A 25,555-nucleotide genomic window follows, 5' to 3' on the forward strand; every position below is an offset into this window, starting at 1 on the left:
ACTTATTTCACCAATAGCTTTTTCACGGTAGATTTTCCTCCAGCCTCTATTTGCATGAAGTAAACGCCAGTATTTAAGCTCTTAGATTTCACATCAATCTTGATGTTACCACCCTGATGTTTTTCTTCCAACACTTTTCGGCCTTCTACATCAAACATGGTGATCATAATTTCTTCGTCTACATCCTTAGCTGCAACGGTGATCTCATCAATTACTGGATTTGGATAAACAGAAAGCGAAGCTAAAGCTGCTTCGCTGAGACCCACACCAGTGGCTTCATTGATCGTAAGCGATTCTGTAGCAATGACATCACCATCTGTAGAACCATTGTTGTTAGCAAAATTTCCAACTGCATAGAACGTAACTGCACCTGAACCAGAAATTGGTGCAGTCCATTGAAAATCCCACGACCTTGAACCAGAACCCGAGGTTCCATTGAAGCTGTGCGTCAAGTAGTCTCCTCCAACAATCTGCGAACCTGTGCCAGCAACAAGGTCACCCAAGACAGTTCCAAGTGAATTCTGTGGAGAGAGTTGAAATCCGAATTTTGCGCCACCCACCTTGATCAGCGTAAGAGTCATATTGTAAGTTGTTCCTCCCACATAGCCTGTTCCCGGCACATCCGATGAAAGTTCAATGGTCTCATTCGTCAAAGCAGGGCCACCGATATGACATCCCGACCGTGCACAGGTCTGACCATCTGCTGGTGATCCGGTGTGACCTGGAGGTCCTCCCGCATTGTTGGTGTGCGCCATTCTAAAATTGTAGTCGTAGACCATTCCTGTCGTCAAGAGCAACGATAGTATAAGGGTAAATTTTTTCTTCATGTTGATGGTTTAAGATTTCTGGTTAAAGTAAAAGTTAAATTAATTTTTTGAAAGCCGCAGTACGGACAAATTCACAAAATGTTTGGGGGTAGACATGAATTAAATGGCAAGGTTGCTTTGAGAAGCACGCTTTCATATCAAAGAACTTTGGCATTGGGATGGCACAATACATCACCTGATCAACATCATCTTGCCAAAGCCGCTTTCAATCCATTTATCGGCACCACTATCGCGGTGTTTGATGTAATCGCCTTGGAGGCGTGCCACCATACGGTAGAGGTAAACACCATTGGCGAGTTGGTCTCCGTAGGTGTCTTTCCCGTCCCATGCATATTGGGTCACGTTTCGGCCAATGTTCATCTGCCCAAGATCGTCCATCGTAATTTCTCTGACCACTTTGCCTGTAATTGTCATGATCTGGATCTTGAAATAATCTGGCTGTTGTGAACCTGTAAGTGTAAACACGAATTGTGTTGAGGTCGAGAACGGATTAGGGTAATTGAGCACGTTGGATACCGTTGCTTCGTTGATCACCTCGAAACTGATTCGGTAATACTGATCACCAGCCGCATTGTTCGACTGGTCGTAGCCCTGCACCCAAAGTTCGTACACACCATCTACCGCAAACTCGGCAGGCCATTCGATGCGTGCCTTATTGTCGGGTGCCTGTCCTGGATAAAATTGCATGTTGGTGAAATTCTTGAACCAGATACGCTTGAGCGACTCGGTGTCGGGCATTTTGAGGAATACCTGAAAATCGGAGGTATCGTTGAGTAATCGGAATTGGCTTTCGTCATCCAGCTCAATGACCACATATGGCTTGGCCGAAACGATATCTCCATCGAGAATATGGATTCCATCGAAAGTGACATCCATAATCGGATTGATGCCATCTCCATTTACCGCAAATTGTACGCTTGCCAAGTTGTTGAAATGGTATTGCTCCAATTGATCATAGCCATATTGCTGGTCTGGTCTGCGGGGGTTTACCTCTACCCAGAAGACGTTTCCGCCCAAAAATTGGATTGGGTTGGTGACGATGGTATCGAGTAGAATGTCTCCTACAAGCAGGGGCGCTTGGCGTGGGTAAGGAATGTAATTCCGATTTCCCTGCGCATCCTCTATCCAATAATGCACCAGCAGACTGTCCATGTCGAACTCGCTGATATTCTCAATGGCCACGTGGAATTTGAGCAGGTCGCCATCATTGATTGTATCGCTTTCGAAAGAATAGGAAATGTGTGGATTGAGTGCAGCCTCCGGAACTCCAGCAAACAGCACTTGCCAACGATCCATTTGCGGAGGCGTGCTTGCTGAGCTATCGTCCTGACAGTAGGCATTGAGTTTCAATCGTGGGAATTCAGTGGCATCAATGGAGTTGAAAAGGTCTAAGATGTCGGTGCTGTTGCCATCTATACCGCTCATCACCACTTCTTCTGCCCCACTTGGCCGCACACCAATCACGTTGATGGCAATGCTATCGAGCGTAGGGGTTTCTTTCGGATGAGATCGCACATGCAGCGATTTCCATTGAGATGTTGGTCCAATGTATTTGGTGGTGATGGTGCCTTGGTTGTAGCAACCTTTCATTTCGGCCGTTAGGCTGATCACATCGCTTAGTTGGCTACCGAACACCTCGATGGCTGTTGACGGATCACCTTTCTTGCAGAAGAAGGCATAAGGCACACCTGAAAGTGTATCGATGGCGGTGGCGCCCAGATCGTGAAGCGTTTGCAATACGTTTGCCGGCAATCCTGCCAAGTTCACATTGAGCCAAGTGGCGATGCCAATATAGTTGCTATCAGGAACCGTAGTGGACAAAAAGGTGACCATGTTGTTCATGGAAGTACTGTTTGGCGTAGCCCATTGGTACCATTTTTCGGGACGTGTACGGCACGGCTCCAACTGTCCTTGAGCTCCGTTTCCAGGGTAGAAATCACCAGTTATCGGGTCGTTACCTGGAGTTTGCCAAGGTGCCAGCGTGCAAGCATCCATTACGGCAGTAAGTAACTGTGGCGTGTAGACGTTTCCGCCCGTACAGCCTAAATATTCCTCTCTTCCGTTATCTATGAAGAAGTTGATGGCTTCGCCTTGAGCTAAGGTGGTCGGATTCCCGAAATTGTTGATCTTGAACTGTTTGGCTGTTTGTACAAAATCCCAATCTCGTTGTGGGCGATCGTAGATCATATTCACATGAACATCTTCCTTGTATTGGAAATAATGCGCTTGACCCCAACCATACTTATCGATGATGTACTGAAACGAACTTTCGCGCCATTTGTAGTAACCGTAGGTGGCCGAATCGATGCTGGCGCGCCAGAAATAGACCGTGCTATCTGGCATATTCTGAAGCAATGAAGGAGTCCAATTTACCACTCCCCCACCCTGCGTGATGGTGGTGAATTGCATCAACGGGCTATTGAATAGATCGGTGGTATCCAATTCTATTCTGTAGGTTTTGACGGGTGCAAACGGATTACCAGTAGAACACTTCAGTGTTGGTCCTTGATCGGGAATCACTGCAAATTTGTATGGCCAAATAGGAACAATATCTGGCGAAAGCACATTCACATCCACACACACATCATTATTCACTTCCAAAAGTTCTTCGATCAGCTGCGTATTATCGAGCGAAATGCAAAGCGTGTTGATGCCGAGTCCATCAATCAGATCGATCGGAATGAAAACCGTTACCGTATCGAGATAATAAACAGGCGGATGGAAAATAGTGATGGTCGTATCGGTTTCACCAGTTGGTAATTGCCGCGCAATTTCAATGGCGAATGTGTCCGTGAAGGCAGCACCAAGGTTGGTGATCTTGATGTTCATCTCAAACTCCTGCATCTCGGTGGTGATCTCTTCGGGCTCAAACCACACACTCTGCTGATCCACCATCAGATCGGGCAATGGCCTATCAGAAATATTGATGGCCGGGTCGCCATGCAGCGTGTATTCGAGATCATGAATCTTGGTTATGTCGTTGAATGGCTGCGCATTTTCTTTTATCGTGCGTTTCACCTGCCAGCCGATCGTATTAGCATATTCTAAATGGCTCAGGCTATGATAGAAATTGGTGCAGTAACTATTGAGGTAGAACTTGCTGCCTGGTCCGATGGTGGCCAAAAACGCCAAAGCTCCTCCCTGTGGCTCCAACACCCATTCTTCCGAAATGGAAGTTGGCACACTTGCAGGTTGATGAATGTCTCCAGCATAGCACGAGTTGGCCATCATCACTGGATATTTTCCATTGTCGTTTCCGAACAGGGATGGATGATCGATGCTGACATCGAATCCAACAGCTGAACCGTGACCAAAGAAATTGATGAGCTGAACGCCATTGTTTATCAGCTGCGTAATGGAATCGACCTGCGTAATTTGGAAGGGCTGCGAACTTGTTTTTTGAAAAGTCTGAACGCTTCCACCAAAGAGTGTGTCTTCAATGATGTACTTATACGAATCCATGAATGCACGAATCTGCAATAATTCGGTTCCAGCTGTTCCACCAGAAAAATGAAGGATCTTCTTCATCCAAAAGGCATTGTCCAAGGCTTCAAATTCCTGAACCTTATCCATATAATCTGAAACCTGCTGTGGGGTTTTGGCAGCCAAACGTCCAACTGGAATTCCGGTTTCTTCCAAATACGTTCCTGTACCAAGAAATGAAGTCAACATATTATCGCTTGGTGGATAACCGAAAGAAGGCACGAGTATCTGTGAAAAAAGCGCTGGATTTGTTCGTGAGGAAACAGCATTTACCGCCTTTCCTACGAGGAAAATATGCTTCGGAGCGCTGAGGTTTGCCAAGGCCCAATCGGCAAATTTGCGAATGGCTAGCGGGTGTTTTTCGATTCCCCAACCGAATTGAGCGTAAAGTTCGTTCACATCAATTCCAATGGCCGTGTGACCTGAAATATTCCTGTAAGCCGCATATTGCTGCACTTCAGAATAAAAGGAAGGATGCCCAATGGCGAAGTAATCTGTATTTGGATCTAGGGCATTGAAATCGGTAAAAAAGACCGAACCATTGGATCCAGCAGGTTCAATTTCGGTAATGGCATTTGATACGATCAGTGCTTCGTTGGTAAGATAGCATTGCTTGAGCGAACCATTATCAGGAATCAAAAATTGATAATTGCCAGATGTACCGCCAACATCGATGCGTCTGTGATTTGTAAGATCGTACAAGCGTGGATTGGCCTGCGAAAATCCACTCAACTGAATACGACTTTTTGCCTGCGTTGGATAACTCGGATTATCATCCACAATGAAACTGGCCGTTTGTCCATTGCCAACATTGGGAGTTTGCGGATAGCGAACTTTCACATAAGCCACCGTTGCCCGATAGGCGAAGTTGGCCGGTGTATTGTTCATTGAGAACGTGAAATTGGATGTGTTGGCGCCAAGCGAAGAAGTCGGCACTGTAAAATTGTATCGGTAGGCATTATAACCGACCATCACTGTATCGAAGTTGATGGATGGTCCAACTATCCGTAGGTTCTTATTATCGGATGACTGACCTACAATGCTAACCTCCACTTCAGCATCTGGCCCAGTAGCATATCTATAAGGTGTGGCCAAATTCCAGAAACTATCTGTCCAACCTGCATCAAAGTAGTAACCGTAAAATCCTTCGCCACCTGTGTACAACGGACTGGTGCTGCTTGTCTGCGCGTAGGTCAATCCATAGTAATACGTGTCGTGCAGCTCGTCTATCTCGTCCCGTAAAATGTATTGCGATGCTGTGTAAGCACTGAAATTGACATCCGATTCAGTTGTCATTCGGGCATTCGTCAACAAATTATTCCATGTAATGAAGTACCAAATGGTATCGTTGAATAAACTGTGGTACGGATTGGCGTTATTCAATGGATTGTCGAAATACACATCGGTATCAAAAACACCATCATTCTTTCGAGCGTAGAATTCAACGAAATCGGTTGGATCGAACACGCCATCCGATTCTCCCTCTACATAAATGAACTGTTGTTCGCCACGGGCAAAAACCTGAAGATTCCTTGGGTCGATATTACTCAAACTGATGCCTTGAGCCGCTAAGGCATCATTCAGCGCTTGGAAGCTGATGCGGTAAACGCCTTCTTGATAAATTTTAAACTTGAAATGAGGTTGAGAAGCATTCACCCATTCATTACCATAAGGTTGTGAAAGGGCAAATACGGACTGAAGCAAAAAGGCAATCAGTAAAAGTTTTCTCATTCAGCCTTCGGTTTCTTCTTAAACATATCCTTGTGAATGTCAGCTCGCAAGGAAAACACGTTACTGAACAACGCTACCGACTGATTACCTACATCGGTCAGTGCGTAATCAATGTAGAAATCTTTTATACGAACACCAATACCAACGTTGGGCTGCCATGTCCAAACTTTATCGCCCGTATCGTTGGTGTAATCCTGAATGTTGGTCACGCCAAACCTTACAAAAACAAAATCGGAGTAGAACATTTCCATTCCCCAATGTGGTTCAATGCTTATTGGGTCGCCTTTTATGAGCACGGATCTTTTTCCGTCAAAAGTGAAATCGAAATCAAACTCTGTGTAAAGACCGAATTTCTTGTAAATATTGAATCTGCGTCCTGCTGCAAGAATCAACTTCGGAAGAGTTACCTCCAGCGAATTTTTCGGGATTTCGTTACCTGTCTGTTGCCAAACTTCCTTGGTCTTATCATCTAGCGTGAAATTCCAAGCATTGAACGTTGAGGTTACGTCTCGCGCCATCAGACCGAATTTCCATTTTCCGCGATCGTATTGCACGCCACCATCCAATCCGAAACCCCACGAATGGGCAAATTTCCCCACGTGACGGTAGACAACTTTTACCGTTCCGCCATAGCGGAGCCCCGGAATCTTGGTGCTTCTTCGGCCAATACTGATAAGAAAGGCGTAATCTGCCGCGGTGAATGACGTGACCTTATCGTAATTGATATTTCCTTCATCATCCAACAACTGGGTTGTATTAGGAATATCATCAACACCAAAACGGATAAAACTGAAGGCTGCTTGCGTGTTCTCATCCACGATAGGTGCAGAAACAGCCGCATAATCGTATTTGGCAATGCCTGCAAAATATTCGGAGTGCATCAACGACACTTGCCATTTCTGCTCGGCCAATGGCAAGGCTGCTGGGTTCCAATATCCACCCGTGACATCGTTAACGCTAGCAATCATGCTGTTTGCCATTCCCATGCCTCGGGCTCCTACTCCGATTGCGAGGAACTCGTTGCTGTATTTAGGTGCCTGAGCAAAAGCGCTACCAACAGCCATGAAAAAGAGTGAAAAAAGAAGGGAGACTTGGAGGGATCTCGTCATGTGTGCAATGAGGAATTAAAGTTATCAAAAATGGCATTCCAAATGGTTGCCGACACCGCTAACGGAATACCTTTCTGAAAATTGTGTCGAAAGTAGTTCTTAGGTTTTAACGACATCGGTTTGAAGTTGTAAAAATGTGCCCATTTTAGAGGCCGCCAATGGGACAGAAAGTATTCTTCAAAAACCTTGATGCACTTCGGTTCATTGCGTTTCTGTTCATTTTCCTTGGACATGCGCTTGACACGGACAGTAGCGTAATACGTGATTCAGGGGCATATGGTTGGGTAAAAAACTACGTTTATATTTTCGGAAAAACCGGATTTAGCTTTGCTTTTGTGCTGTCGAGCTACATCAACACATGGGTTATTTTGGAAGAACGACACCAAGCGGGCACTTTCAAACCATGGCTTTACTATATAAGACGTGCGCTTCGGATCTGGCCGCTTTACTTCCTCGTTCTTTTCATCGGGTTCGTGCTTATCCCTCTAGGAATGGAGTTGATAGGAGAACCTTACAAGGAAATTGGAAACCCGTGGTATTTCATCCTTTTCGTTGGCAATTTCTTTCTGATTGAACACGGTTGGACTCATTCCCCCATTATCAGTGTGCTTTGGAGTGTCTCGGTGGAAGAACAGTTTTACATTTTCTGGCCCTTTCTGCTCATCGTTTTTCGCAAAAATGAAAAGTGGCTGTTTGCTTTGATGCTCACCATTTTCATTAGCACAACTGTCCGTTTATTCGGAACAGATGTGAATCTGTGGTTTCACACGCTATTCCTTCTGGGCGACATCTGCCTTGGAGCCTTTTTCGCTTTCATATCATTCAATCGTAATTGCGGATTTGAAAGCTTACGGTCATTGAATCGAACTGTCATCATTTCCATCTATGCTCTTTTCGTCCTTTCGCTTCTGTTCTATCACTTTTTATTTGATGGCATTTGGCTTTCAGGAACCATCAGTCTTATTACAGAAAAGCTGTTCTATGCAGTCTTACTATCGTTCTTCATTTTTGAACAGAATTTCTGCGAAAACAGTTTTTTCAAGTTTGGGAAGCTAAAAACCTTGAGCTATTTGGGCACCATTAGTTACGGCCTGTTCTGTTTTCATGAAATCGGTTTGCTGGTGGCAAACCGAATTCTACTATGGCTAGACCTTAATAATGATGTGTGGGCTTTTCTGATGATGAAACCGCTGTTCGCTTTCGTTGCCATTGCCCCTTTTGCCGCATTGAGCTGGCATTATTTCGAGCTTCCAATTCTAGGAATGAAACGCTACTTCTACACCAAGTAGCAGCTCTTTATTTTCGTTGAAATTCCTTGATCAACTGACGCTGACGAAACTGTTCGTTTTTGCGTTGAACCGATAGCTGTTGTTCTTCTTTCTGACCATCCATGTAGCGCTGCAGGTATTCATTACCCTCGTTGTCTTCTCCCAGATCATGACAAACTTGGCTCAAACATTTGAGAATTTCGTACTCAGAGAATTTCAAGCCGATTGACCTTGAATAGTTGAGCGCACTTTTAAGTTCCACTTTTGCTTTTTCGAGCTTTCCCATTCGGTGCAAGGTCACTCCAATATTCATCAGAGAAGTGGAAATTCCCCGTTTGTGTTGTTCTCGTTTATGCAACTCAAGCGCTCTACGCACCAGTTCCAATCCTTTATCATACTGACCCTGATACACGTAAACTCCGGCCATGCCGCCCAACATGTTTGCAGCTCCTTGATTTTGGTTGATCTCCTTGTAAAAATCGAGTGCGTGCTCAAAGCATTCCATGGCCTCGTCATATCTACCCAGTTTAAAGTAGATATGACCGATATTTCCAGTGATGGTAGCAGCGAAATGCTGTTTGTCTGCACGTCTGGCAGCCGAAAGCCCCTCATCAAAATACTCAAGCGCAATCCGATATTCTTCCATGGTACCCGAAATGATGCCCATTCCGCAATAGCAACGAGCCGCACCATATAGATCTCCAAGACCAAGATATTTATCTAAAGCCCGTTCAAAATTCTCAATACTGCTAGAGAATTCGGCCAATTTCCATAGCATATTGGCCATGCTTTCGCGCGCACTTGCCATGGAATATCTGTCCTTCAGCATAGTTGCAAGTTCTAGCGCTTCATTCGCGCGCTTCCATCCCTCCACGTAATCATCATCCTTCAGCAATTCCACTAGCCGAAGCAATGTTTCCAATCGCGCGCTATCACCCAACGGTTCCCCGAGGGATTTTTCCAACTCAATAATATCTCGTTCCATTCCTGATTGATTGGTTTTATGTAGAAAGAGATGAAAAAGTTTCAGCATTTATGGGCTAATCAAGCAATTGTCCTGAATCGGATAAAAAGGGCTTTGCTACCTTCGGCAAATGAATCCGATAAAGCATATTCCGAACTTCCTTACCAGCCTGAATCTGCTTTGTGGCTGCATCGCCATCATCTGTGTTGTATCAGGCAATCCGTTGCTTGCTGCTTTTTTGGTTATAGCTGCTGCAGTGTTCGACTTTTTTGATGGTTTCGCAGCACGACTACTGAAGGTTTCTTCTCCTATTGGAAAGGAATTGGATTCGCTTGCCGATATGGTGACATTCGGAGTTGTTCCTGGTCTGATGTTATTGAGTTATTTGGAAGAGAGTACCGGTTGGATGTTTACTGAACTTACGAGTTTTGTTGAACATCCGATGTTGATAGTTCCTTTTGCGATTCCCGTGTTTTCGGCTCTTCGATTGGCCAAGTTCAACATAGACACACGACAGACAGATAGTTTTCGTGGGTTGCCAACACCTGCCAGTGCCATGTGGGTCATTTCCATTCCGTTGATGATTGAATACATGCCATTTCATTTATGGTGGAACCCAAGCCAAGTGATCGTAGACAAATGGTTCATTATCGGATCATCCATCGGACTATCGGCATTGATGGTGTCTGACATTCCACTTATGGCCATGAAATTCAAACACTTTGGATGGAAAGGCAACAGAATGCGTTATGGTTTCTTGATAATTTCGCTGGTTCTGTTGATAATTCTGCGACCAGTTGCCATCCCTATCATCCTATCTTTGTACGTGATTGTTTCCATTATTGACAACCTATTTTTTTCTAAAGATGAAGTTCAGAGCTGAGATTGATGTAATGCCTAAAAAAGAACTACTGGATCCACAGGGAAAAGCAGTGAGTTCAAGTATGAAAAATCTTGGTCTGCCTGAGGTTGGGAACGTTCGCATCGGAAAACACATTTCATTAGAAGTGGAAGCTGACAATGAAGCTTCGGCCAAATTGAAAGTGGAAAAAGCCTGCAAGGAACTATTGGCCAATCAGATCATGGAAAGCTTTGAATTTGAGCTTTCGGAAGCTTAGCCTTTGGGATTTAGCTGTTGCGCTGATCGGGATCTTCTTTGTTCTGATCAAGATACCATATCTTAATCTTCCGTATTTCTGGGATGAAGCTTGGGTTTATGCCCCGGCTGTTTTCGACATGTATGAGAATGGCCCAAGCCTTTCTCCCGATTCGATAGCACCAGAGCTATCTCGAGGCCATCCTATCTTGTTTCATTTCTTGGCCGTTTGCTGGATGACGATTTTCGGAACAAGTTTCACGGTAGTGCATCTTTTTCCGCTCTTTCAATCTGTATTGCTCCTTTGGACGATCTACAAACTAGGAAGTTCACTTGCTAATGAACAGGTTGGCTTTTGGGCTGCCGCGCTTCTTGCTCTACAACCAATTCTGATCCAGCAATCTGGATTTCTACTTCCAGAGGTCCAATTGGCACTCTTTGCCACACTTACCATTCTATTCTATCTGAAGCGAAAACCGTGGTGGTACATAGCAAGTGCTTCAGCTTTGCTCCTTACTAAGGAAACCGGAATCTTGGTGATTGCCGTAATCGGCATTTTGGAACTTGTAGACTTCTTGCGGGAACGCACTTTAACGCGCAAACGAATTTGGGAATTCGTATCGGTAGGTATTCCCGTTGGATTGGCTGCGGTTTATTTCGGTGTGCAATACCTGCAATTCGGCTGGTTCATGTTTCCAGAGCACGTAAATATGTTTGAACTAGAGCCTTCCGTTTGGGAGTGGAAACGTGGACTTGTGTATAGTTCCGTTTTTCTGGAACAACAACGGCCCATTATCATTAGTACGGTATTAGCTTCAGCGGTATTTGCATGGGTTGACGGACCTAAACTACTGCGTATACTTTTCCTATTCTGTTTGTTGACTTTGGCCACCATGACAGGATTGGACAGTTGGCTTCCCGGATGGTATTACTATTACGTTTTTCCGGTAATTATTGCCATATCCTTGATTTGGACAGGCGTGTTTCTTTTCAAACAAGGCACAAAAAACCACCTCTTTCTTCCCTACACAGGACTGATCTGTACGGTGATGCTGCTGTTCACCTCCACCCATTTTGTAATTGGGCGATATCTACTTTACCTGCTTCCGTTGGTACTGTTGAGTCTGGTGTTGGTAGCACATTTAGTACTGAAACGTTCGAAATGGCTTTTTCACGTTCTTATGCTTTGCCTTGGATTGATGTTCTATCACTTGGCCAATAAGGCAGATGCTCGCATGAGTACCAGCAACAATTTGAAATATGTAGATCAGATCATGGTCTTACAAGATGGCATCGGCTATTTGAGAGAAAACGGGCTTTTTGAAGAATGTATCGTTGGCAGCTTTTTGGTTCAAGAAGCTCTTGGCCATCCAGTACAAGGCTATGTGGTAGAAAACTTTAAGCCTCGCTGTTTATTGAGTTCAATTCCTGATGACGTGGATAACGTTATGCTATTAAGCTTTGAAACGAATGCTGAGTTGGAAGCAGTAAAAACCGACCAAGACTTCGAAATGACATTCGAAAGCCGTCACGGAGATTTCCGCTCGTGGGTTTACAAGAGAAAGTAAAGCTATCTCAGCACAAAATTCTGCCCCAAATAAACTCTTCGAACCTGCTCATCGTTGGCAAGATCTTCGGCTGAACCCGCTTTCAGAATATCACCTTCAAAAAGCAGGTAGGCGCGGTCGGTGATGCGAAGCGTTTCGTGAACGTTGTGATCGGTTATTAGGATGCCGATGTTCTTCTTTTTGAGTTTCGCCACAATCTCTTGGATATCTTCCACCGCAATCGGATCTACTCCAGCAAAGGGTTCATCTAGCAGAATAAAGTGAGGATTGACAGCCAAGCAACGAGCAATTTCTGTCCGTCTGCGCTCGCCTCCAGAAAGCAGGTCGCCACGGTTCGTGCGAACATGCTGAAGACCGAATTCATCCAGTAGCGATTCAAGTTTTCGGTGCTGTTCTTCTTTCGAAACCCCAATCATCTCGAGAACTGCCAGAATATTGTCTTCCACAGTAAGCTTTCGGAACACAGACGCTTCTTGCGGCAAGTAACCAATACCGAGCTGAGCTCGCTTATACATAGGCAAGGATGTAATGTCCTTATCATCGAGGTAAATGGCACCTTCGTTCGGTCTGATCAAGCCAACTATCATATAGAAAGACGTGGTCTTACCTGCTCCGTTCGGACCAAGAAGTCCAACAATTTCGCCTTGACTTACTTCAATGGAAACACCCTTTACAACCACTCGGCTGCCATACTTCTTCTTGATGTTCTCGGCCCGTAGTTTCATTAGAATCGGATTCCAGCCCTTACTCGGAAACCCCAACCACGTGCTGAACCCAGCGTAGACACATTAGGATTATCGAGATACGTGAATCGTTTAACGAGGTCAACGCTTATCACCTTGAAAATATTCTCTATACCAACACTTGCCTCTACATAAGGCATTTTTTCAAGCGTATAAGTCACCTGCTGATATTGCTTTTCTCCATACTGATCGAGAATCGGATTTCCCTTCTTGTCCTGTATCTCTCGACTTGGAAAATTGAAGATGCTATTATCGGTAGTAAGTCCAGGCGTATTTGCTACTGAAACGCCACCCCAAACGGCTTTCACTCCACTTGTGAGACGCCATTTCAACTTTTTCATGAATGGAATCTTATTGAAAAAGAAGCCATTGAAATGATGGTAATAATCTATTGAGATGTACTTGTCGCTCACGAATTCGAACCAATTCATCATGTTAAATGTGTTGGGATCGTGAAAGAAGGTCTGATTGCCACGATGTATGAAAAGCAGTGGAAAAGGTATGCTGCCAAGCATGTAGCCCGCTTCCCATTGTGTGTCGGCAAAACCAAGCGGACTCATATAAAACCGTTTGAAAATACGGAGTCCGAACTTGTGATACTCGTATTGTGACCCTAGCAAACCTGGAATTGCATAGGTATAATTGAAGTCGATGATCGGGTATTTATTAAGCATTGGCACACGAGACGAGCGGCCTTCATAATACTTTACGTTGGGTGCATATCGTAAAGAAATGCCAACCTCGTTTGTAACTACTTGCTTCGGATCAGGAATGGTCGCATCAATCGGGTCGAAGGTCAAAGCTCCAGCCACTTCCCTCCTTCTGTGTTCGAGATTTAACCCAACACCAAGACCGAAATTCCACTCCTTCAGGTAATTGAGTCGATACGAATCGTAATAGATCATCAGGTTGGCAATACCTCTACGGAACGAAAGGAAAATATTGTCATCGCTGGCCAACAGCAACGCTTGACCAGGCATTTGGATGTCGCGCTGAAACTCGGCTGTGATCTGATGGTACGGGCGCTGTTTGAACAGGTACGTTACACCTCCACCACCTTTCAGTCGTTTGTCTTTGCGATCATCCAAACCATAGGCAACATAGGTTTGAAGATGCCAGTGCTCGCTGAATTTCTTGTTGGTTTTCACGCTCAATCTGAATCGCCAATGCTCAACCGAGTTCAAACTCACCGCGTTGTAGAGTGGACCAATATCTACCGGACCAACCTCATAATATCCAGAAATGAGCAGGAACAAGATGTTCATGGCACGCTTGAAGGCGGGCAATTCCTTCATTTCCTTGGTCATATCGTAAACGCCCTGCTCGTTCTTATTCAGATCCTCATGACGTTCAGTATCCCAAAATTCTTCTCCTTTCTGCTTGGCATCTTCCACCACAACGTATCTAGCAGGATTTGCCCAAACCGAATCGGGCGCGGGTTGGTTGACAATAATATCCTTGTAGGTAACGGTCTTCTTACCGTACATACCCATGTTATTTGTGAGGAGATTGTAATCGATGGTCATTTGATCTTTGACCAAATGCCAATTCAATTCTGGCGAATAATCGAATTCCTGAAGAATTTCCAATGCACTAACGAAGTTGATGTTGGCGCTTCGCGTAATTGACATCTGCACTTTTTTCACAGCGTAAGATGAGTCGAGCGCAATCCATAGATCGCCACGGAAGGCCAGATCGGCACTGTTCCGTGGTTGGAAAGCAAGTTGTACGCATTGCATTCCACTCACATCTACCGTATCGAGAATGAAATACTTGTAAGAAATAGGAGCAATATTGGCGATGGGGCTTTTGAATTGCTTCTCCATCATTACAATGGTATTGTCATAAATATCAATGTCCTGATAGATCTTTTCCATGAAATAATCTATCCCTTCCGCATCCATGAAATCTTCGAAACCAACGGTTTTCAATCCGTAGGTGATCTCTTTTTCAGCCTTGGGCTCCTTCTTCAAATAAACCTTCGATTTGGTTTCGGTGAGGTAGAGTGGCAAGTAAGGCTTTCCGTTTACGGTAGAAGTATCAACATATTCCCACATGAAAGCGAATTTCTTGAAGGCCTTTCGGTTCATGAATTCCTCTGTGATGTTGTTGATGTCGAGTTGCATCTTCTCGTACTTATCGTATTGATAGAAATCGAAACCTTCTTTTCTGTTCTTGTCGCGATTATCAACCACCTTTTGAATCAAGGCAACTGCTGGATTTTCCTTGTTCTTATAGCGGCCTTTGGCTTGAACAACCACCTCATCGAGCTTGATCTGTTTAGGTTCTAAGGCAAAATCGATGGTGTTGGATTGCCCCTGAACCACAGCTTTCTCCATCATCTCGTAGCCCATGAAAGAAGCCTGAACTTTATCTGAACCCCATTTGGTGTCCATCTGATACTTGCCGTTGAAATCCGTGGTGGTTCCCACGCTTTTCCCCACAAAAGCCACATTTACAAAAGGCAATGGCTCACCGGTTTGTGCATCGGTAATGGTTCCTTTCACCTTGGTTTTCTCCTGCGCGAAAACGACTGTGGAAAACAGGACAGAAAGCGCTAATAGGTAATATCGGAAATTGGTCATAAGGTTGGCCGCGCTCTCAATCTAAATTCAACTATCGGTGTTTGCCTTGTTCTCTCCTCTCACTACCAACGCAGAAACCCAAATGCTCAATTCGTATAATAACATAAGTGGGAAAAATACGAGTATTTGACTAGAAACATCAGGCGGAGTTATGACCGCTGCAAGAATAAGCGTACCAACGACCGCATGCTTACGATATTGCCGTAGCGATGATGGCGTTACAAAACCGATCTTGGTCAGAAAATAGATCAGCACAGGAAGTTCGAAAACAACTCCACTTGCCAAAACCAATGTAGCGATGGTAGAGAAATAACTGTTCAGATCGATCTGATTCACGACCATATCGCTAACATGATAGCTGCCCAAGAAGTTGACCGAAAGCGGAGCAATCAGATAATATCCGAACAACACTCCTATGATGAAAAGAAAGGAAACATAGAAAACCATTCCACGGGCATATTTGCGCTCTGTGCGGTGCAGACCGGGTTTCACAAACCGCCAGATCTCGAAGACCACATAAGGGAACGCGATCACAAAACCTGCAATAATGGAAACCACAATATGTGTACTGAACTGCCCAGCCATTGAGATGTTGATCAAACTGAACGGGATATCGGTAATACACAACAGGTCTGAGAGTCCAAACTTATCGGACAACTTACAAAGCATTCGATAAGTCCAAAAATCACCGTGTTTTGGTCCGAGCAGAACGGTATCGAACACAAACTCTTTTGCAATGAAAGCAACGATTGCAAAAACAAAAACCGCAGCAACCGAACGCACCAAGTGCCAACGCAAAACTTCGAGATGCTCCAAAAAGGACATCTCGCCTTCTTCAATCAACTCGTCTTCTGGAAGCTCCTTGGTCATGTGGCGCAAAGGTAATGCCCCATTGCTGTAATTTTCGACCATGATCTTGGTAATTTGCGCAAGGTTGCCAACAGATTGAACAAACTAGTTTCCATATCGGTCTTCGCCATAGCAGCTGCGCTATTCTTTGCAGTTGCAGCATTCACGTTTAAGGATGTTGAACTCAGTTTGCTGATGCAACATGCTTCAATACCACAGGTTCTACAATTGTTCGGAGTTGGTTTGCTATTTCACATCTCGTTCGGGCTGATCATGTGGGTTGGGTTTAAACTGCATTATCACCTCATATTGAAACGAAGTGAAATCCTTGTACTACCACTGATGATGCACCTTTTCTTGTACTTGATGCCCGTGAAAGGTGGAATGCTTTTTCAGGTATTCTATTCAAAGCACAAGTATGGTCTAGACCTGAGCAAAGGTTTTTCTTTAGGCATGATGGTTTTCTTGAACAGCCTTATACTGACCATCATTCTGGGTCTCGCGCTTATCTACCTCATTCCAGTCGATTCGACCGAACTGAAAATTGCCATTTGGGGCATGGGTTTAGCGTTAACCGGGTTTATCGTTGGAATCAATTTTCTACCATCTACAGGTAAATCAGGAAGTGGATTTGCAACACGTCTCGTCAATTTTCTTATCAATGTTCGCGTTCAATTGGGAGAACAGATCAAAAACGGAAAATTGTTTATCGGACTTGCGACCACAACATTGATCTCGACATTGATTCAAGCATTCTGGTTCTGGAAAACGGCTCAAGTCATTGACATACAGAGTTCATTTCCCGCTGTTCTACTTGTCGTGCTCGTTCTGCGCATCATTCTTCTGATACGATTTCTACCAGGAAACCTTGGAGTCCAAGAAGTGATGATCGGTGTTGTATTCGCTGCGGCAGGATTTCAATTGGAAGATGGACTTCTGATAGGCGTAATCACTCGATTGATCTCCGTTTTTTGGTCGGCCACAATTGGACTGCCGGCACTATATTCGAATCTTCATTATTTCGGCTCGCCAAGTTTGAGTGGGCTTATTGATAGAATCAAGAGAGAGTGAAAATGAACCCGAATTCAAAGACATTTGCAGCAGCAGCCGCTTTTCTCCTAATCGGGCTTACCGCAGTTTATTGGAATCATTTCGACAACGGTTATCATTTCGATGATAGCCATACGATAGTCAACAACGGTTATATCCGCGACATCGCGAATCTACCTTTGTTTTTTCAGGATGCACGAACGACAAGCACCCTGCCCACGAACCAGACCTACCGACCGATGGTCACTGCACTCAACACCATCGATTGTTGGATCGGTGGTTCCATCGACCCCAAGACATTCCATTGGCACATTTTCATCGAATTCCTGTTGCTGCTTGGGATGTTCTATCTTCTCCTACTCAAAATCTTTGAAAAGGCAGATGGACAAAAACACAGGCTGGTTGCATTGCTGGGAACGGCCTTTTTCGCATTTCATGCCGCCACAGCAGAAACCATCAATTACATCATTGCACGGTCTGATGAATTCTCCACGCTGATGGTGGTAATCGGAATACTGATCCATGTATCAAACAGCGGTTGGAAGAAGAAGCTGGGGTTGCTCCCGTTCGTCTTCGGATGCCTCACAAAGCCGACCACGCTGATGCTCGCTCCAATCCTTTTCATCTACGATCTTCTGCTGGAATCACCTTCAATTTTGATCAAAGAAGAAAAAGGAAAATGGCTGCCCAAACTTGTAATGGCCTTCAAGAACACGTGGCTCTATTTCGGATCTGGTCTGGCCATGTATTTTTTCACGCAGTCGATGGCTTCGGATACGTGGGTCCGCAGCACCACGGCCTCGCCATGGGATTATCTGAACACCCAATTCTATGTGATTGCGCTGTACCTGAAGACTTTCCTTCTCCCAACTCAGCTTTCAGCGGATCCTGGACTTGAGCTTATCCAACAGCCTTTTGCTCCGAAAGTGATTTGCGGTCTGTTTGTGATTCTGTTGTTGTTGGCCGTGGCCTATCGAACTTCTAGGAAACGTACCATGCTGCCCATTTCATTCGGGATTCTGTGGTTTTTCGTGGCGCTTATTCCAAGTTCGAGTGTGGTGCCTTTGGCAGATGTAATGAACCATCACCGCACGTTCTTTCCTTATCTGGGTCTGGTTGTCGCTTTGAGTTGGAGTGGTTACCTGCTTTATCAGAAACTGAGCGGGGTAATTCCTTCAACTCTTCTCAGAACGGTGTTCACAACAGTAACTATCATTGTTTTGGCTGGAAATGCGTACGCAACATACCAGCGCAACGAGGTATGGGACAGTGAAGAATCGCTTTGGAAAGATGTAGCCGAGAAAAACCCAAACAAAGGCCGTGGACTGATGGCCTATGGAATGCAGTTGCTTGGGAAAGGGGAACGGCAAGCAGCCTTGGAAAATCTACTCAAGGCTCAGAAAACATCTTTCGGAAACCATCCGTATCTCATTTCAAATTTGGGCAGATGCTACGCTTCGCTGGGGAATAATGAACTCGCCAAACAGCATTTTGAACTTGCTTTGACCGCTGGAGATAACTTCCCCGAATGTCATTACCATTTTGGGATCTGGTTGGCTGCGCAAGGCGATCTTCTGGGAGCGAAAAAGCAATTTGAAGAACTATTAAGGATAAGTCCATCACACCAAGATGCGCGAATGTTTGTGCAACAGATTGAACAAGAATTGGCTAAACGCGCGGCACAAAATGCTTCTTCCGTTTCGGCAGAAAAATACCTTGCCTTAAGTTTGCAGTATTATCGAATGAACCAGTTTGAAGATTGCATTGCCATGTGTGAGAAGGCCATTTCATTACGACCAGATTATGCGGACGCTTACAATAATATGTGTTCGGCATACAACAGATTGAAACAATTTGAGAAGGCTGCGGAATCCTGCGAAAAGGCATTGGCCATCAAACCAGATTTTGAACTGGCAAAGAATAATTTGAACTGGAGCAAACAGCAGTTGACGCAATGAACCTGAATTCAAAGACTTTTGCATCTGTCCTTGCTGCCTTGATGGTCGTTGCACTTACAGCAGTATATTGGAATCATTTTGATAACGGTTTCCATTTTGATGACAGCCACACGATCCAAAACAATGGCTTCATCAAAGACATCCACAATTTGCCGCTGATCTTTCAGGATGCGCGAACTACGAGCAGTCTGCCTCTCAATCAGGCCTATCGTCCCATGATAACCAGTTTGAATGCGATTGATTTTTGGATTGCAGATTCGCTCGACCCAACGGTATTCCATTGGCACATTTACCTCGAATTCCTGCTTCTTCTTGCAATATTGTACTTGGTGTTTCTTCATCTGTTTGAAATGGCCGATGGCCAAAAACACTATTTGTTAGCTATTCTCGGTGTCGGATTCTTTGCCTTTCATACAGCCACGGCCGAAACCATCAATTACATCATTGCGCGCTCGGATGGATTTTCCACGCTGATGGTGCTCGTTTCCGCCTTGATTTACATGAAAGCGAAAGGCAATTTCAAGCAGCTAGCGCTGATTCCTTTTATTATAGGATGCTTGGCAAAACCGACCACGCTCATGCTGGCACCTATTTTATTTATGTACGAACTATTGCTTCAAAAGCCTTCATTGCTGGTGAAGGATGAGCAAGCAAAACTTATTCCGAAGATGGCAAGCGCGCTGAAAGGCACTTTCAGCTTTTTTGTTGTGGGAGTTGCGATGTACTTGTTCACTCGCTCCATGTTCTCAGCTACATGGAAGCCAAGCGATATCTCAGCTCTCAAGTATCTGAACACTCAACCTTACATTTTCTGGGTTTACATTAAAACCTTCTTTCTTCCGACCGGTCTTTCGGCCGATACGGACCTTAAACTGATTAGCGAATACTTTTCGCCTCAGGTTTTGTGGGGACTTCTGGTAATTGCAGCAAGCATTGGGCTGGCTTTCAAATTCGCCACCTTCCGCAAAACCTTGCCTATTGCCTTCGGAATATTGTGGTTTTACGTAGCGCTGGTTCCAAGCTCTAGCGTTATTCCTCTTGCGGAAGTTATGAATCATCACCGCACGTTTTTTCCATACATCGGTTTGGTGATGGCTGTTGTTTGGGCCGGGTTTCTACTTGTTCAGAAAATCACGAAGGGAAAACCGTCAGCAATGTCTCGTGCCATTGTTACCGTTTTGTTGCTAGGACTGTTCGGAGCGCATGCCTATGGCACTTACCAACGTAATGAGGTTTGGGACAATGAAGAAACGCTTTGGTATGACGTGACGGTGAAAAGCCCAAAAAATGGCCGTGGACTGATGAATTACGGCCTCACTGAAATGCAAAATGGCAACACGGAATCGGCCATCTCTTATTTTCAAAGGACGATGAACACTTCCTACGGTAGACATCCATATGTGTATCTGAATATGGGCATTGCCAAGAATGCACTAGGCATGAGAATCAACGACCAGAAACTGAAAAATGAGGGCGAAACGTACCTGAAACAAGCAGTGCAGATAGGCCCAGGATACCCCGATTGCCACTATTATTACGCATTTTGGCTTGCCAATAATGGCCGAGTCGATGAAGCAGTTAAGCATTTGAGCAAAGCCTTGGAATTGAGTCCAGCGCATCAACAGGCAAAATCGTTATTGGCATCGCTTACCACCACGGCCGAAGACCGAATTAAGAACATGGAAACGGAAGCAGCACGTCTCAAAACGCCAGAAGCTTACTTAGACCTAAGCCTCAAATATTACAATTTGGGTCAGTACGAAAACTGCATAAAAGCCTGCAACGAAGCGCTTCAACTGAAACCGGATTACGCGGAAGCATACAATAATATATGTAGCGCTTACAATCAGTTGAAGATGTTCAATGAAGCGATTGAAGCTTGCAATCGGTCGATTGAACTGAAGCCTAATTATGAACTTGCCAAAGGCAATTTGAACTGGGCAAAATCTCAATTGGCGAAAAATCAATAGCCGTAAATGGCCATTTCTTCCCCACAGATTCGCTCAAACTGATTCTTCTGCTCCGTACTCCAATCTGCGTATGAAGGGAAAGTATAACGAGGAGTTGAATTATAAACCTGATTAATCTCTGCATACCAATCGTCAGGATTCATTTTGAGCTCTAGAAACTGAAGGACGTTCTCATCGAAATAATCAAAGTCTTTTCTCAGATTTTCGAAGAGAATGAGATGATCGGTATTCTCACGGATGAAACGATTATCGGCAGCCCAAAGCCAACATAGTTTTTCGAAACGGGACATGGTTTTCCATTCACCGGAAAAAGGATCGTTTTCTGGCGGAAATATCACATCGCCCATTGGGTCTTTCCGATTAAAAAGTTCGCGCGACATCAGAGACCGAAGTACATTTTTCGGGTCGCGTACCAGTTGAAATTGCTTCGCATTCGGAAATACTTCTTTCATAGCCACACAATGCCTTCTCAAAAACGGATTGATTTCTCCGTACACATCAAAATCGTTGTCTTTGATTCTAAAATATATTTCTGCCTTTCGGTACTCAGAAGCATATTCCTTTGCTGCAGAATCTGAATGCATGGCTTTGGCATAATACCAGTAATCATTCACATTCGCTTCGTGTTGCACTATCGCATTTTGCGCATGGCGATTGAGAAAATCGGCCAAGAAAGTGGTGCCACTCCTGAAAACTCCGTACCCGAAAAAAAATCGCTTTGAATCAAGCCAAGCGTCAATTTCGTTTTGCAGCAATTGACCTTGTTTAGAAGTGCTTTCGACATGCGATTCTGCCTTCATCCGCAACATGGAACGAGCTGCGAAGTTGAATCCGGGAATATAAATATCGTTGTGGCGGTACACGTCCATCAACCGTGTATAAAACCGCTTTTTTACCTGCGGATTTTCGTCACTCATCAACGCTATCCTTTCTTATCTGTGAAAGTTGTTCGGCAATCAGTCCAAGAAAAAAGAACAAAAGGCCCGTTGTAAAACCGAGCATAGCTCCAGTACTTACTCCTCTACCTCTCAATGCAATCGGAATTCCCCACGTAAGCGCCACCGCAATGCTTAAAAACGCTATTGGAAAGAAAACACGCATTGGATTGAACAGAATAACGATGTTCAGAATTTCCTTTACGGTTTCAATGGCAGTTAGTGTACTTATCGTGCTCACCCCGGCAGTTCTTGGTTTGATATTTATTGGTTGTTCTAAAACCAAATGCCGCTTACTGATAAACACCATTGCGATAATATCGCTGTAAGCCATGTGATCTGGACACAATCGGATATAGCGCTTGGCCATTTCCGTATTGTAAATTTTCATGCCCGAGTTGATATCATTTATGTGAATAGGCAACAGCAATTTGGCAAACCAACGGATCAGCCTTTTTCCAAGACCTCTATATAAGGATGCATCTTTGTGTGCCAATCGACTACCAACGACCATGTCAGCATCTGAGTTCTGGATGCTTTGATGCAATGCCAGAACGTCTTTCAGATCATGCTGTCCATCGGCATCAATGGTGATCACATAAGTGGTATCCGCATTTCTGACACCTGTTTTTATTGCACCTCCATAACCTCTGTTCACCTTGTGCGAATAAAACCGAAACGCATCAGCACCTTCATGCTCCTTCAGCACCTGAAGCGTGTTGTCTTTTGACCCGTCATTTACAATGATCAACTTCATCCCGTTCGCTTTTACAAAAATCAAAAGTTCGGGCAGAAGCACACGTAATGAAGCTTCTTCGTTGTACGCAGGAATGATAATTGAAAGGTCGTTCATCTATCAAAAAAGGGTTTCTCAACTCGCAAAGCCGTTGTATTCAATTTGTTTAGAGGCAGTAAATGTAGTTCTCGTTGCAATAATCATAAAAGTAGGCGTTACATGCTTGCATTTACGACTAGAAATGGAGTTTAATAACCAATTTTGCGCGCCAAATTTCAGGGGTTTATCGGGCAAAATAGCCGCTTCGGATAAAAACAAAAATTATCGAATCACGGTTTTACGTAAATCCCTATCTTTAGACAACACGGGAAAAAATTGAATGGAAATAGAAGTTGGATCAGATCTAAAGGAAGCGCTTAAGAAGCACTTCGGCTTTAACAAATTTAAAGGGGAGCAAGAGCTCATTATTAAAAGTGTGCTCGAAGGAAAGGACACATTTGTCATCATGCCAACTGGCGGTGGCAAATCGTTGTGTTATCAATTACCTGCATTGCTTTCGGAAGGAACAGCTATCATCGTTTCTCCACTTATTGCCTTGATGAAGAATCAGGTGGACTCCATCAGAAGCTTTGGCAGCGAAGACGGAATCGCACATTTTCTCAACTCATCATTAAATAAGAGTGAGGCAGAAAAAGTTCGCACAGACATAAAGAACGGTGTGACCAAATTGCTTTATGTTGCTCCTGAATCATTGAACAAGCAAGAGAACATCGATTTTTTCAGAGATGTGAATATTTCGCTTGTCGCCATTGATGAAGCGCATTGCATCTCCGAATGGGGTCACGATTTCAGACCTGAATACCGCAAACTGCGCCCAATGATTGAGGCGATTGGAAATGTACCTGTGATGGCCCTGACCGCCACGGCCACTCCTAAGGTGCAGCAGGATATCCAGAAGAATTTGGGAATGACGGATGCGAGTGTATTCAAGTCATCTTTCAATAGAGATAACCTGTACTACGAGATTCGTCCGAAATCGAAAAATGTGGCGCGCGATATCATTCGCTACATCAAGCAGCACGAAGGAAAGTCAGGTATTGTCTATTGTCTCAGCCGAAAAAAGGTAGAGGAAATGGCAGAAACACTGCAAGTAAATGGAATCAAAGCGCTTCCATATCACGCAGGATTAGATGCTTCGTCAAGGGCTAAAAATCAGGATGCATTCCTAATGGAAGACGCGGATGTGATCTGTGCTACCATTGCTTTCGGAATGGGCATTGATAAACCAGACGTTCGATTTGTCATTCACCACGACATTCCAAAAAGTTTGGAAGGCTACTACCAAGAAACTGGAAGAGCCGGAAGAGATGGCGGAGAAGGAAATTGCGTTGCCTTTTACAGCTATGACGACATTACCAAGCTTGAGAAATTCATGCAAGGCAAACCGATCTCGGAGCAAGAAATCGGCAAGCAACTACTTGGAGAAGTTGTTTCTTACGTAGAAACATCTGTTTGCAGAAGGAAATTCATCCTTCACTATTTCGGGGAAGAATTTGATGCAAAACGATGCGATGAACATTGCGATAATTGCAAGCATCCGAAAAAGCAGGAAGAAGCACAAGCAGAACTCACCACGTTCATCCAAACTGTTGCAGACGTGAAGGAGAAGTTCAAGATCAAGCACTTAGTGAACATCATGCTTGGTGTGAATTCAACACAGATCAAATCGTACAAGCACGATACGCTTGAAGCATTTGGAGAAGGTGCTGATAAGGGAGAGCGCTACTGGCAATCGCTTGGACGTCAAGCTATCATCAATGGTTTCTTGTCAAAAGACATTGAGAATTACGGTCTTTTGAAGGTAACGGATGCCGGTCACGCCTACTTGGCCAAACCAACTTCGTTCATGTTGACCATTGACCATGATTTTGAAGCTGCTACAGAAGCAGAAGATGCCATGCCGATGGGAGCCATGAAAGGTGGTGGCGCTTCAGATGAAGTCTTGCTGAAAATGCTTAAGGACCTGAGAAAGGATATTTCCAAAGAAGAAAACCTGCCTCCGTTTGTCATTTTCCAAGATCCTTCGCTAGAAGATATGGCGTTCCGCTATCCGATCACGATGGATGAGTTGAAAGACATCACCGGTGTTGGAGCTGGAAAAGCCAGAAAATACGGTGAACCATTCTTGGAACTTATTCAGGAATATGTAGAAGAGAATGAAATTGAGCGAGAGCAGGACATGATCGTAAAAACGGTTGTGAACAAATCGAGCAATAAGGTTTACATCATCCAAAGTATTGACCGCAAACTGGACCTAGAAGATGTAGCAGACGCGAAAGGTCTTACAATGGATGACCTTTTAACGGAGATCGAACACATCGTAAGTTCAGGCACAAAAGTGAACATCGACTACTACATTGATGATGCCGTTGATGAAGACAAGCAGGATGAGATCTACGAGTATTTCCAAGAGGCCGAAACAGAAGGTATTGAAGAAGCACTTGCAGAACTTGGCAATGAGGACTACACTGAAGAAGAGATTCGATTGGTCCGCATCAAATTCATTTCCGAATTCGGACATTGATAAACTCAGTTTTGAATCAAGAAAAAGGACGGCAATGCCGTCCTTTTTCATTTGTCAGATCGCCTAATTAATAGCTTTGTCTTCATGACCGTTTCATCT

General features: G+C 44.4%; 17 protein-coding genes. 8 read left to right on the plus strand and 9 right to left on the minus strand.

Features of this window, described 5'->3' with window-relative positions:
* Positions 1–2: 2 nt before the first annotated feature.
* The 3 genes from K9J17_06075 to K9J17_06085 all read right to left on the minus strand — a co-directional run bounded on the left by K9J17_06075 (position 3) and on the right by K9J17_06085 (position 7,150).
* On the minus strand, positions 3–827 hold the full coding sequence (locus K9J17_06075) for a T9SS type A sorting domain-containing protein (GenBank protein ID MCF8276287.1): 825 nt from the start codon (positions 825–827) through the stop codon (positions 3–5).
* A gap of 171 nt (positions 828–998) precedes the next feature.
* Positions 999–6,041: a hypothetical protein gene (locus K9J17_06080; protein ID MCF8276288.1), complete on the minus strand. Its 5,043-nt coding sequence runs from the start codon at positions 6,039–6,041 to the stop codon at positions 999–1,001.
* Positions 6,038–7,150, minus strand: coding sequence for a hypothetical protein (locus K9J17_06085; protein ID MCF8276289.1), 1,113 nt, complete (start codon positions 7,148–7,150; stop codon positions 6,038–6,040). Before K9J17_06085 ends, K9J17_06080 begins: the two co-directional genes overlap by 4 nt.
* Before the next feature lie 158 nt (positions 7,151–7,308).
* On the opposite strand from K9J17_06085, the gene K9J17_06090 reads away from it, so the two are divergent.
* Entirely contained in the window at positions 7,309–8,439 is a 1,131-nt protein-coding gene (locus K9J17_06090; protein ID MCF8276290.1) for an acyltransferase, read from the plus strand.
* 7 nt (positions 8,440–8,446) lie between these two features.
* Here K9J17_06090 and K9J17_06095 read toward each other — a convergent pair whose 3' ends face one another.
* Positions 8,447–9,403 (minus strand): tetratricopeptide repeat protein, encoded by a 957-nt coding sequence (locus K9J17_06095; protein ID MCF8276291.1) that lies wholly within the window; start codon positions 9,401–9,403, stop codon positions 8,447–8,449.
* 109 nt (positions 9,404–9,512) lie between these two features.
* On the opposite strand from K9J17_06095, the gene pssA reads away from it, so the two are divergent.
* From pssA to K9J17_06110, 3 genes are read left to right on the plus strand one after another with little or no spacing between them, the layout of a single operon-like run.
* A complete protein-coding gene (gene pssA / locus K9J17_06100) occupies positions 9,513–10,265 on the plus strand; it encodes a CDP-diacylglycerol--serine O-phosphatidyltransferase (protein MCF8276292.1) in 753 nt (250 codons plus the stop codon).
* Positions 10,249–10,500 (plus strand): phosphoribosylformylglycinamidine synthase subunit PurS, encoded by a 252-nt coding sequence (gene purS, locus K9J17_06105; protein ID MCF8276293.1) that lies wholly within the window; start codon positions 10,249–10,251, stop codon positions 10,498–10,500. The genes pssA and purS overlap by 17 nt, the downstream gene beginning before the upstream one ends.
* Positions 10,481–12,046: a glycosyltransferase family 39 protein gene (locus tag K9J17_06110; GenBank protein MCF8276294.1), complete on the plus strand. Its 1,566-nt coding sequence runs from the start codon at positions 10,481–10,483 to the stop codon at positions 12,044–12,046. Before purS ends, K9J17_06110 begins: the two co-directional genes overlap by 20 nt.
* A gap of 2 nt (positions 12,047–12,048) precedes the next feature.
* On the opposite strand, the gene lptB is transcribed toward K9J17_06110, so the two are convergent.
* From lptB to tatC, 3 genes are read right to left on the minus strand one after another with little or no spacing between them, the layout of a single operon-like run.
* On the minus strand, positions 12,049–12,771 hold the full coding sequence (gene lptB, locus K9J17_06115; GenBank protein ID MCF8276295.1) for an LPS export ABC transporter ATP-binding protein: 723 nt from the start codon (positions 12,769–12,771) through the stop codon (positions 12,049–12,051).
* A complete protein-coding gene (locus K9J17_06120) occupies positions 12,771–15,374 on the minus strand; it encodes a DUF5686 and carboxypeptidase regulatory-like domain-containing protein (protein ID MCF8276296.1) in 2,604 nt (867 codons plus the stop codon). The genes lptB and K9J17_06120 overlap by 1 nt, the downstream gene beginning before the upstream one ends.
* 27 nt (positions 15,375–15,401) lie before the next feature.
* Entirely contained in the window at positions 15,402–16,199 is a 798-nt protein-coding gene (tatC, locus tag K9J17_06125; GenBank protein MCF8276297.1) for a twin-arginine translocase subunit TatC, read from the minus strand.
* A gap of 120 nt (positions 16,200–16,319) precedes the next feature.
* Here tatC and K9J17_06130 point away from each other — a divergent pair, with 120 nt between their 5' ends.
* Genes K9J17_06130 through K9J17_06140 form a run of 3 tightly spaced genes read left to right on the plus strand, consistent with a single transcriptional unit; the run spans position 16,320 to position 21,201 of the window.
* Positions 16,320–17,294 carry a flippase-like domain-containing protein gene (locus K9J17_06130; GenBank protein MCF8276298.1) on the plus strand — a complete coding sequence of 325 codons (975 nt, stop codon included), beginning with the start codon at positions 16,320–16,322 and terminating at the stop codon, positions 17,292–17,294.
* A 2-nt stretch (positions 17,295–17,296) separates the two neighbouring features.
* Positions 17,297–19,231 (plus strand): tetratricopeptide repeat protein, encoded by a 1,935-nt coding sequence (locus K9J17_06135; GenBank protein MCF8276299.1) that lies wholly within the window; start codon positions 17,297–17,299, stop codon positions 19,229–19,231.
* Complete coding sequence (locus K9J17_06140; protein MCF8276300.1) at positions 19,228–21,201, plus strand: tetratricopeptide repeat protein; 1,974 nt, start codon at positions 19,228–19,230, stop codon at positions 21,199–21,201. Before K9J17_06135 ends, K9J17_06140 begins: the two co-directional genes overlap by 4 nt.
* Here K9J17_06140 and K9J17_06145 read toward each other — a convergent pair.
* The gene (locus K9J17_06145; protein MCF8276301.1) at positions 21,195–22,118 is read right to left on the minus strand and encodes a sulfotransferase; all 924 of its coding nucleotides are present in this window, start codon (positions 22,116–22,118) and stop codon (positions 21,195–21,197) included. The two genes, K9J17_06140 and K9J17_06145, sit on opposite strands and share 7 nt — an antisense overlap.
* Positions 22,111–22,989, minus strand: coding sequence for a glycosyltransferase family 2 protein (locus K9J17_06150; GenBank protein ID MCF8276302.1), 879 nt, complete (start codon positions 22,987–22,989; stop codon positions 22,111–22,113). The genes K9J17_06145 and K9J17_06150 overlap by 8 nt, the downstream gene beginning before the upstream one ends.
* Before the next feature lie 262 nt (positions 22,990–23,251).
* On the opposite strand from K9J17_06150, the gene recQ reads away from it, so the two are divergent.
* On the plus strand, positions 23,252–25,456 hold the full coding sequence (gene recQ / locus K9J17_06155) for a DNA helicase RecQ (GenBank protein ID MCF8276303.1): 2,205 nt from the start codon (positions 23,252–23,254) through the stop codon (positions 25,454–25,456).
* Positions 25,457–25,555 lie beyond the last annotated feature (99 nt).

It is taken from the genome of Flavobacteriales bacterium, assembly GCA_021739695.1.
Classification (GTDB): domain Bacteria; phylum Bacteroidota; class Bacteroidia; order UBA10329; family UBA10329; genus UBA10329.

Coding starts and splice junctions, on each gene's coding strand:
- K9J17_06150 (MCF8276302.1), bottom strand. CDS start 22,989: ATGAACGACCTTTCAATTATCATTCCTGCGTACAACGAAGAAGCTTCA.
- pssA (MCF8276292.1), top strand. CDS start 9,513: ATGAATCCGATAAAGCATATTCCGAACTTCCTTACCAGCCTGAATCTG.
- tatC (MCF8276297.1), bottom strand. CDS start 16,199: ATGTCCTTTTTGGAGCATCTCGAAGTTTTGCGTTGGCACTTGGTGCGT.
- K9J17_06090 (MCF8276290.1), top strand. CDS start 7,309: ATGGGACAGAAAGTATTCTTCAAAAACCTTGATGCACTTCGGTTCATT.
- K9J17_06145 (MCF8276301.1), bottom strand. CDS start 22,118: ATGAGTGACGAAAATCCGCAGGTAAAAAAGCGGTTTTATACACGGTTG.
- K9J17_06135 (MCF8276299.1), top strand. CDS start 17,297: ATGAACCCGAATTCAAAGACATTTGCAGCAGCAGCCGCTTTTCTCCTA.
- K9J17_06080 (MCF8276288.1), bottom strand. CDS start 6,041: ATGAGAAAACTTTTACTGATTGCCTTTTTGCTTCAGTCCGTATTTGCC.
- K9J17_06085 (MCF8276289.1), bottom strand. CDS start 7,150: ATGACGAGATCCCTCCAAGTCTCCCTTCTTTTTTCACTCTTTTTCATG.
- lptB (MCF8276295.1), bottom strand. CDS start 12,771: ATGAAACTACGGGCCGAGAACATCAAGAAGAAGTATGGCAGCCGAGTG.
- K9J17_06120 (MCF8276296.1), bottom strand. CDS start 15,374: ATGACCAATTTCCGATATTACCTATTAGCGCTTTCTGTCCTGTTTTCC.
- recQ (MCF8276303.1), top strand. CDS start 23,252: ATGGAAATAGAAGTTGGATCAGATCTAAAGGAAGCGCTTAAGAAGCAC.
- K9J17_06140 (MCF8276300.1), top strand. CDS start 19,228: ATGAACCTGAATTCAAAGACTTTTGCATCTGTCCTTGCTGCCTTGATG.
- purS (MCF8276293.1), top strand. CDS start 10,249: ATGAAGTTCAGAGCTGAGATTGATGTAATGCCTAAAAAAGAACTACTG.
- K9J17_06095 (MCF8276291.1), bottom strand. CDS start 9,403: ATGGAACGAGATATTATTGAGTTGGAAAAATCCCTCGGGGAACCGTTG.
- K9J17_06075 (MCF8276287.1), bottom strand. CDS start 827: ATGAAGAAAAAATTTACCCTTATACTATCGTTGCTCTTGACGACAGGA.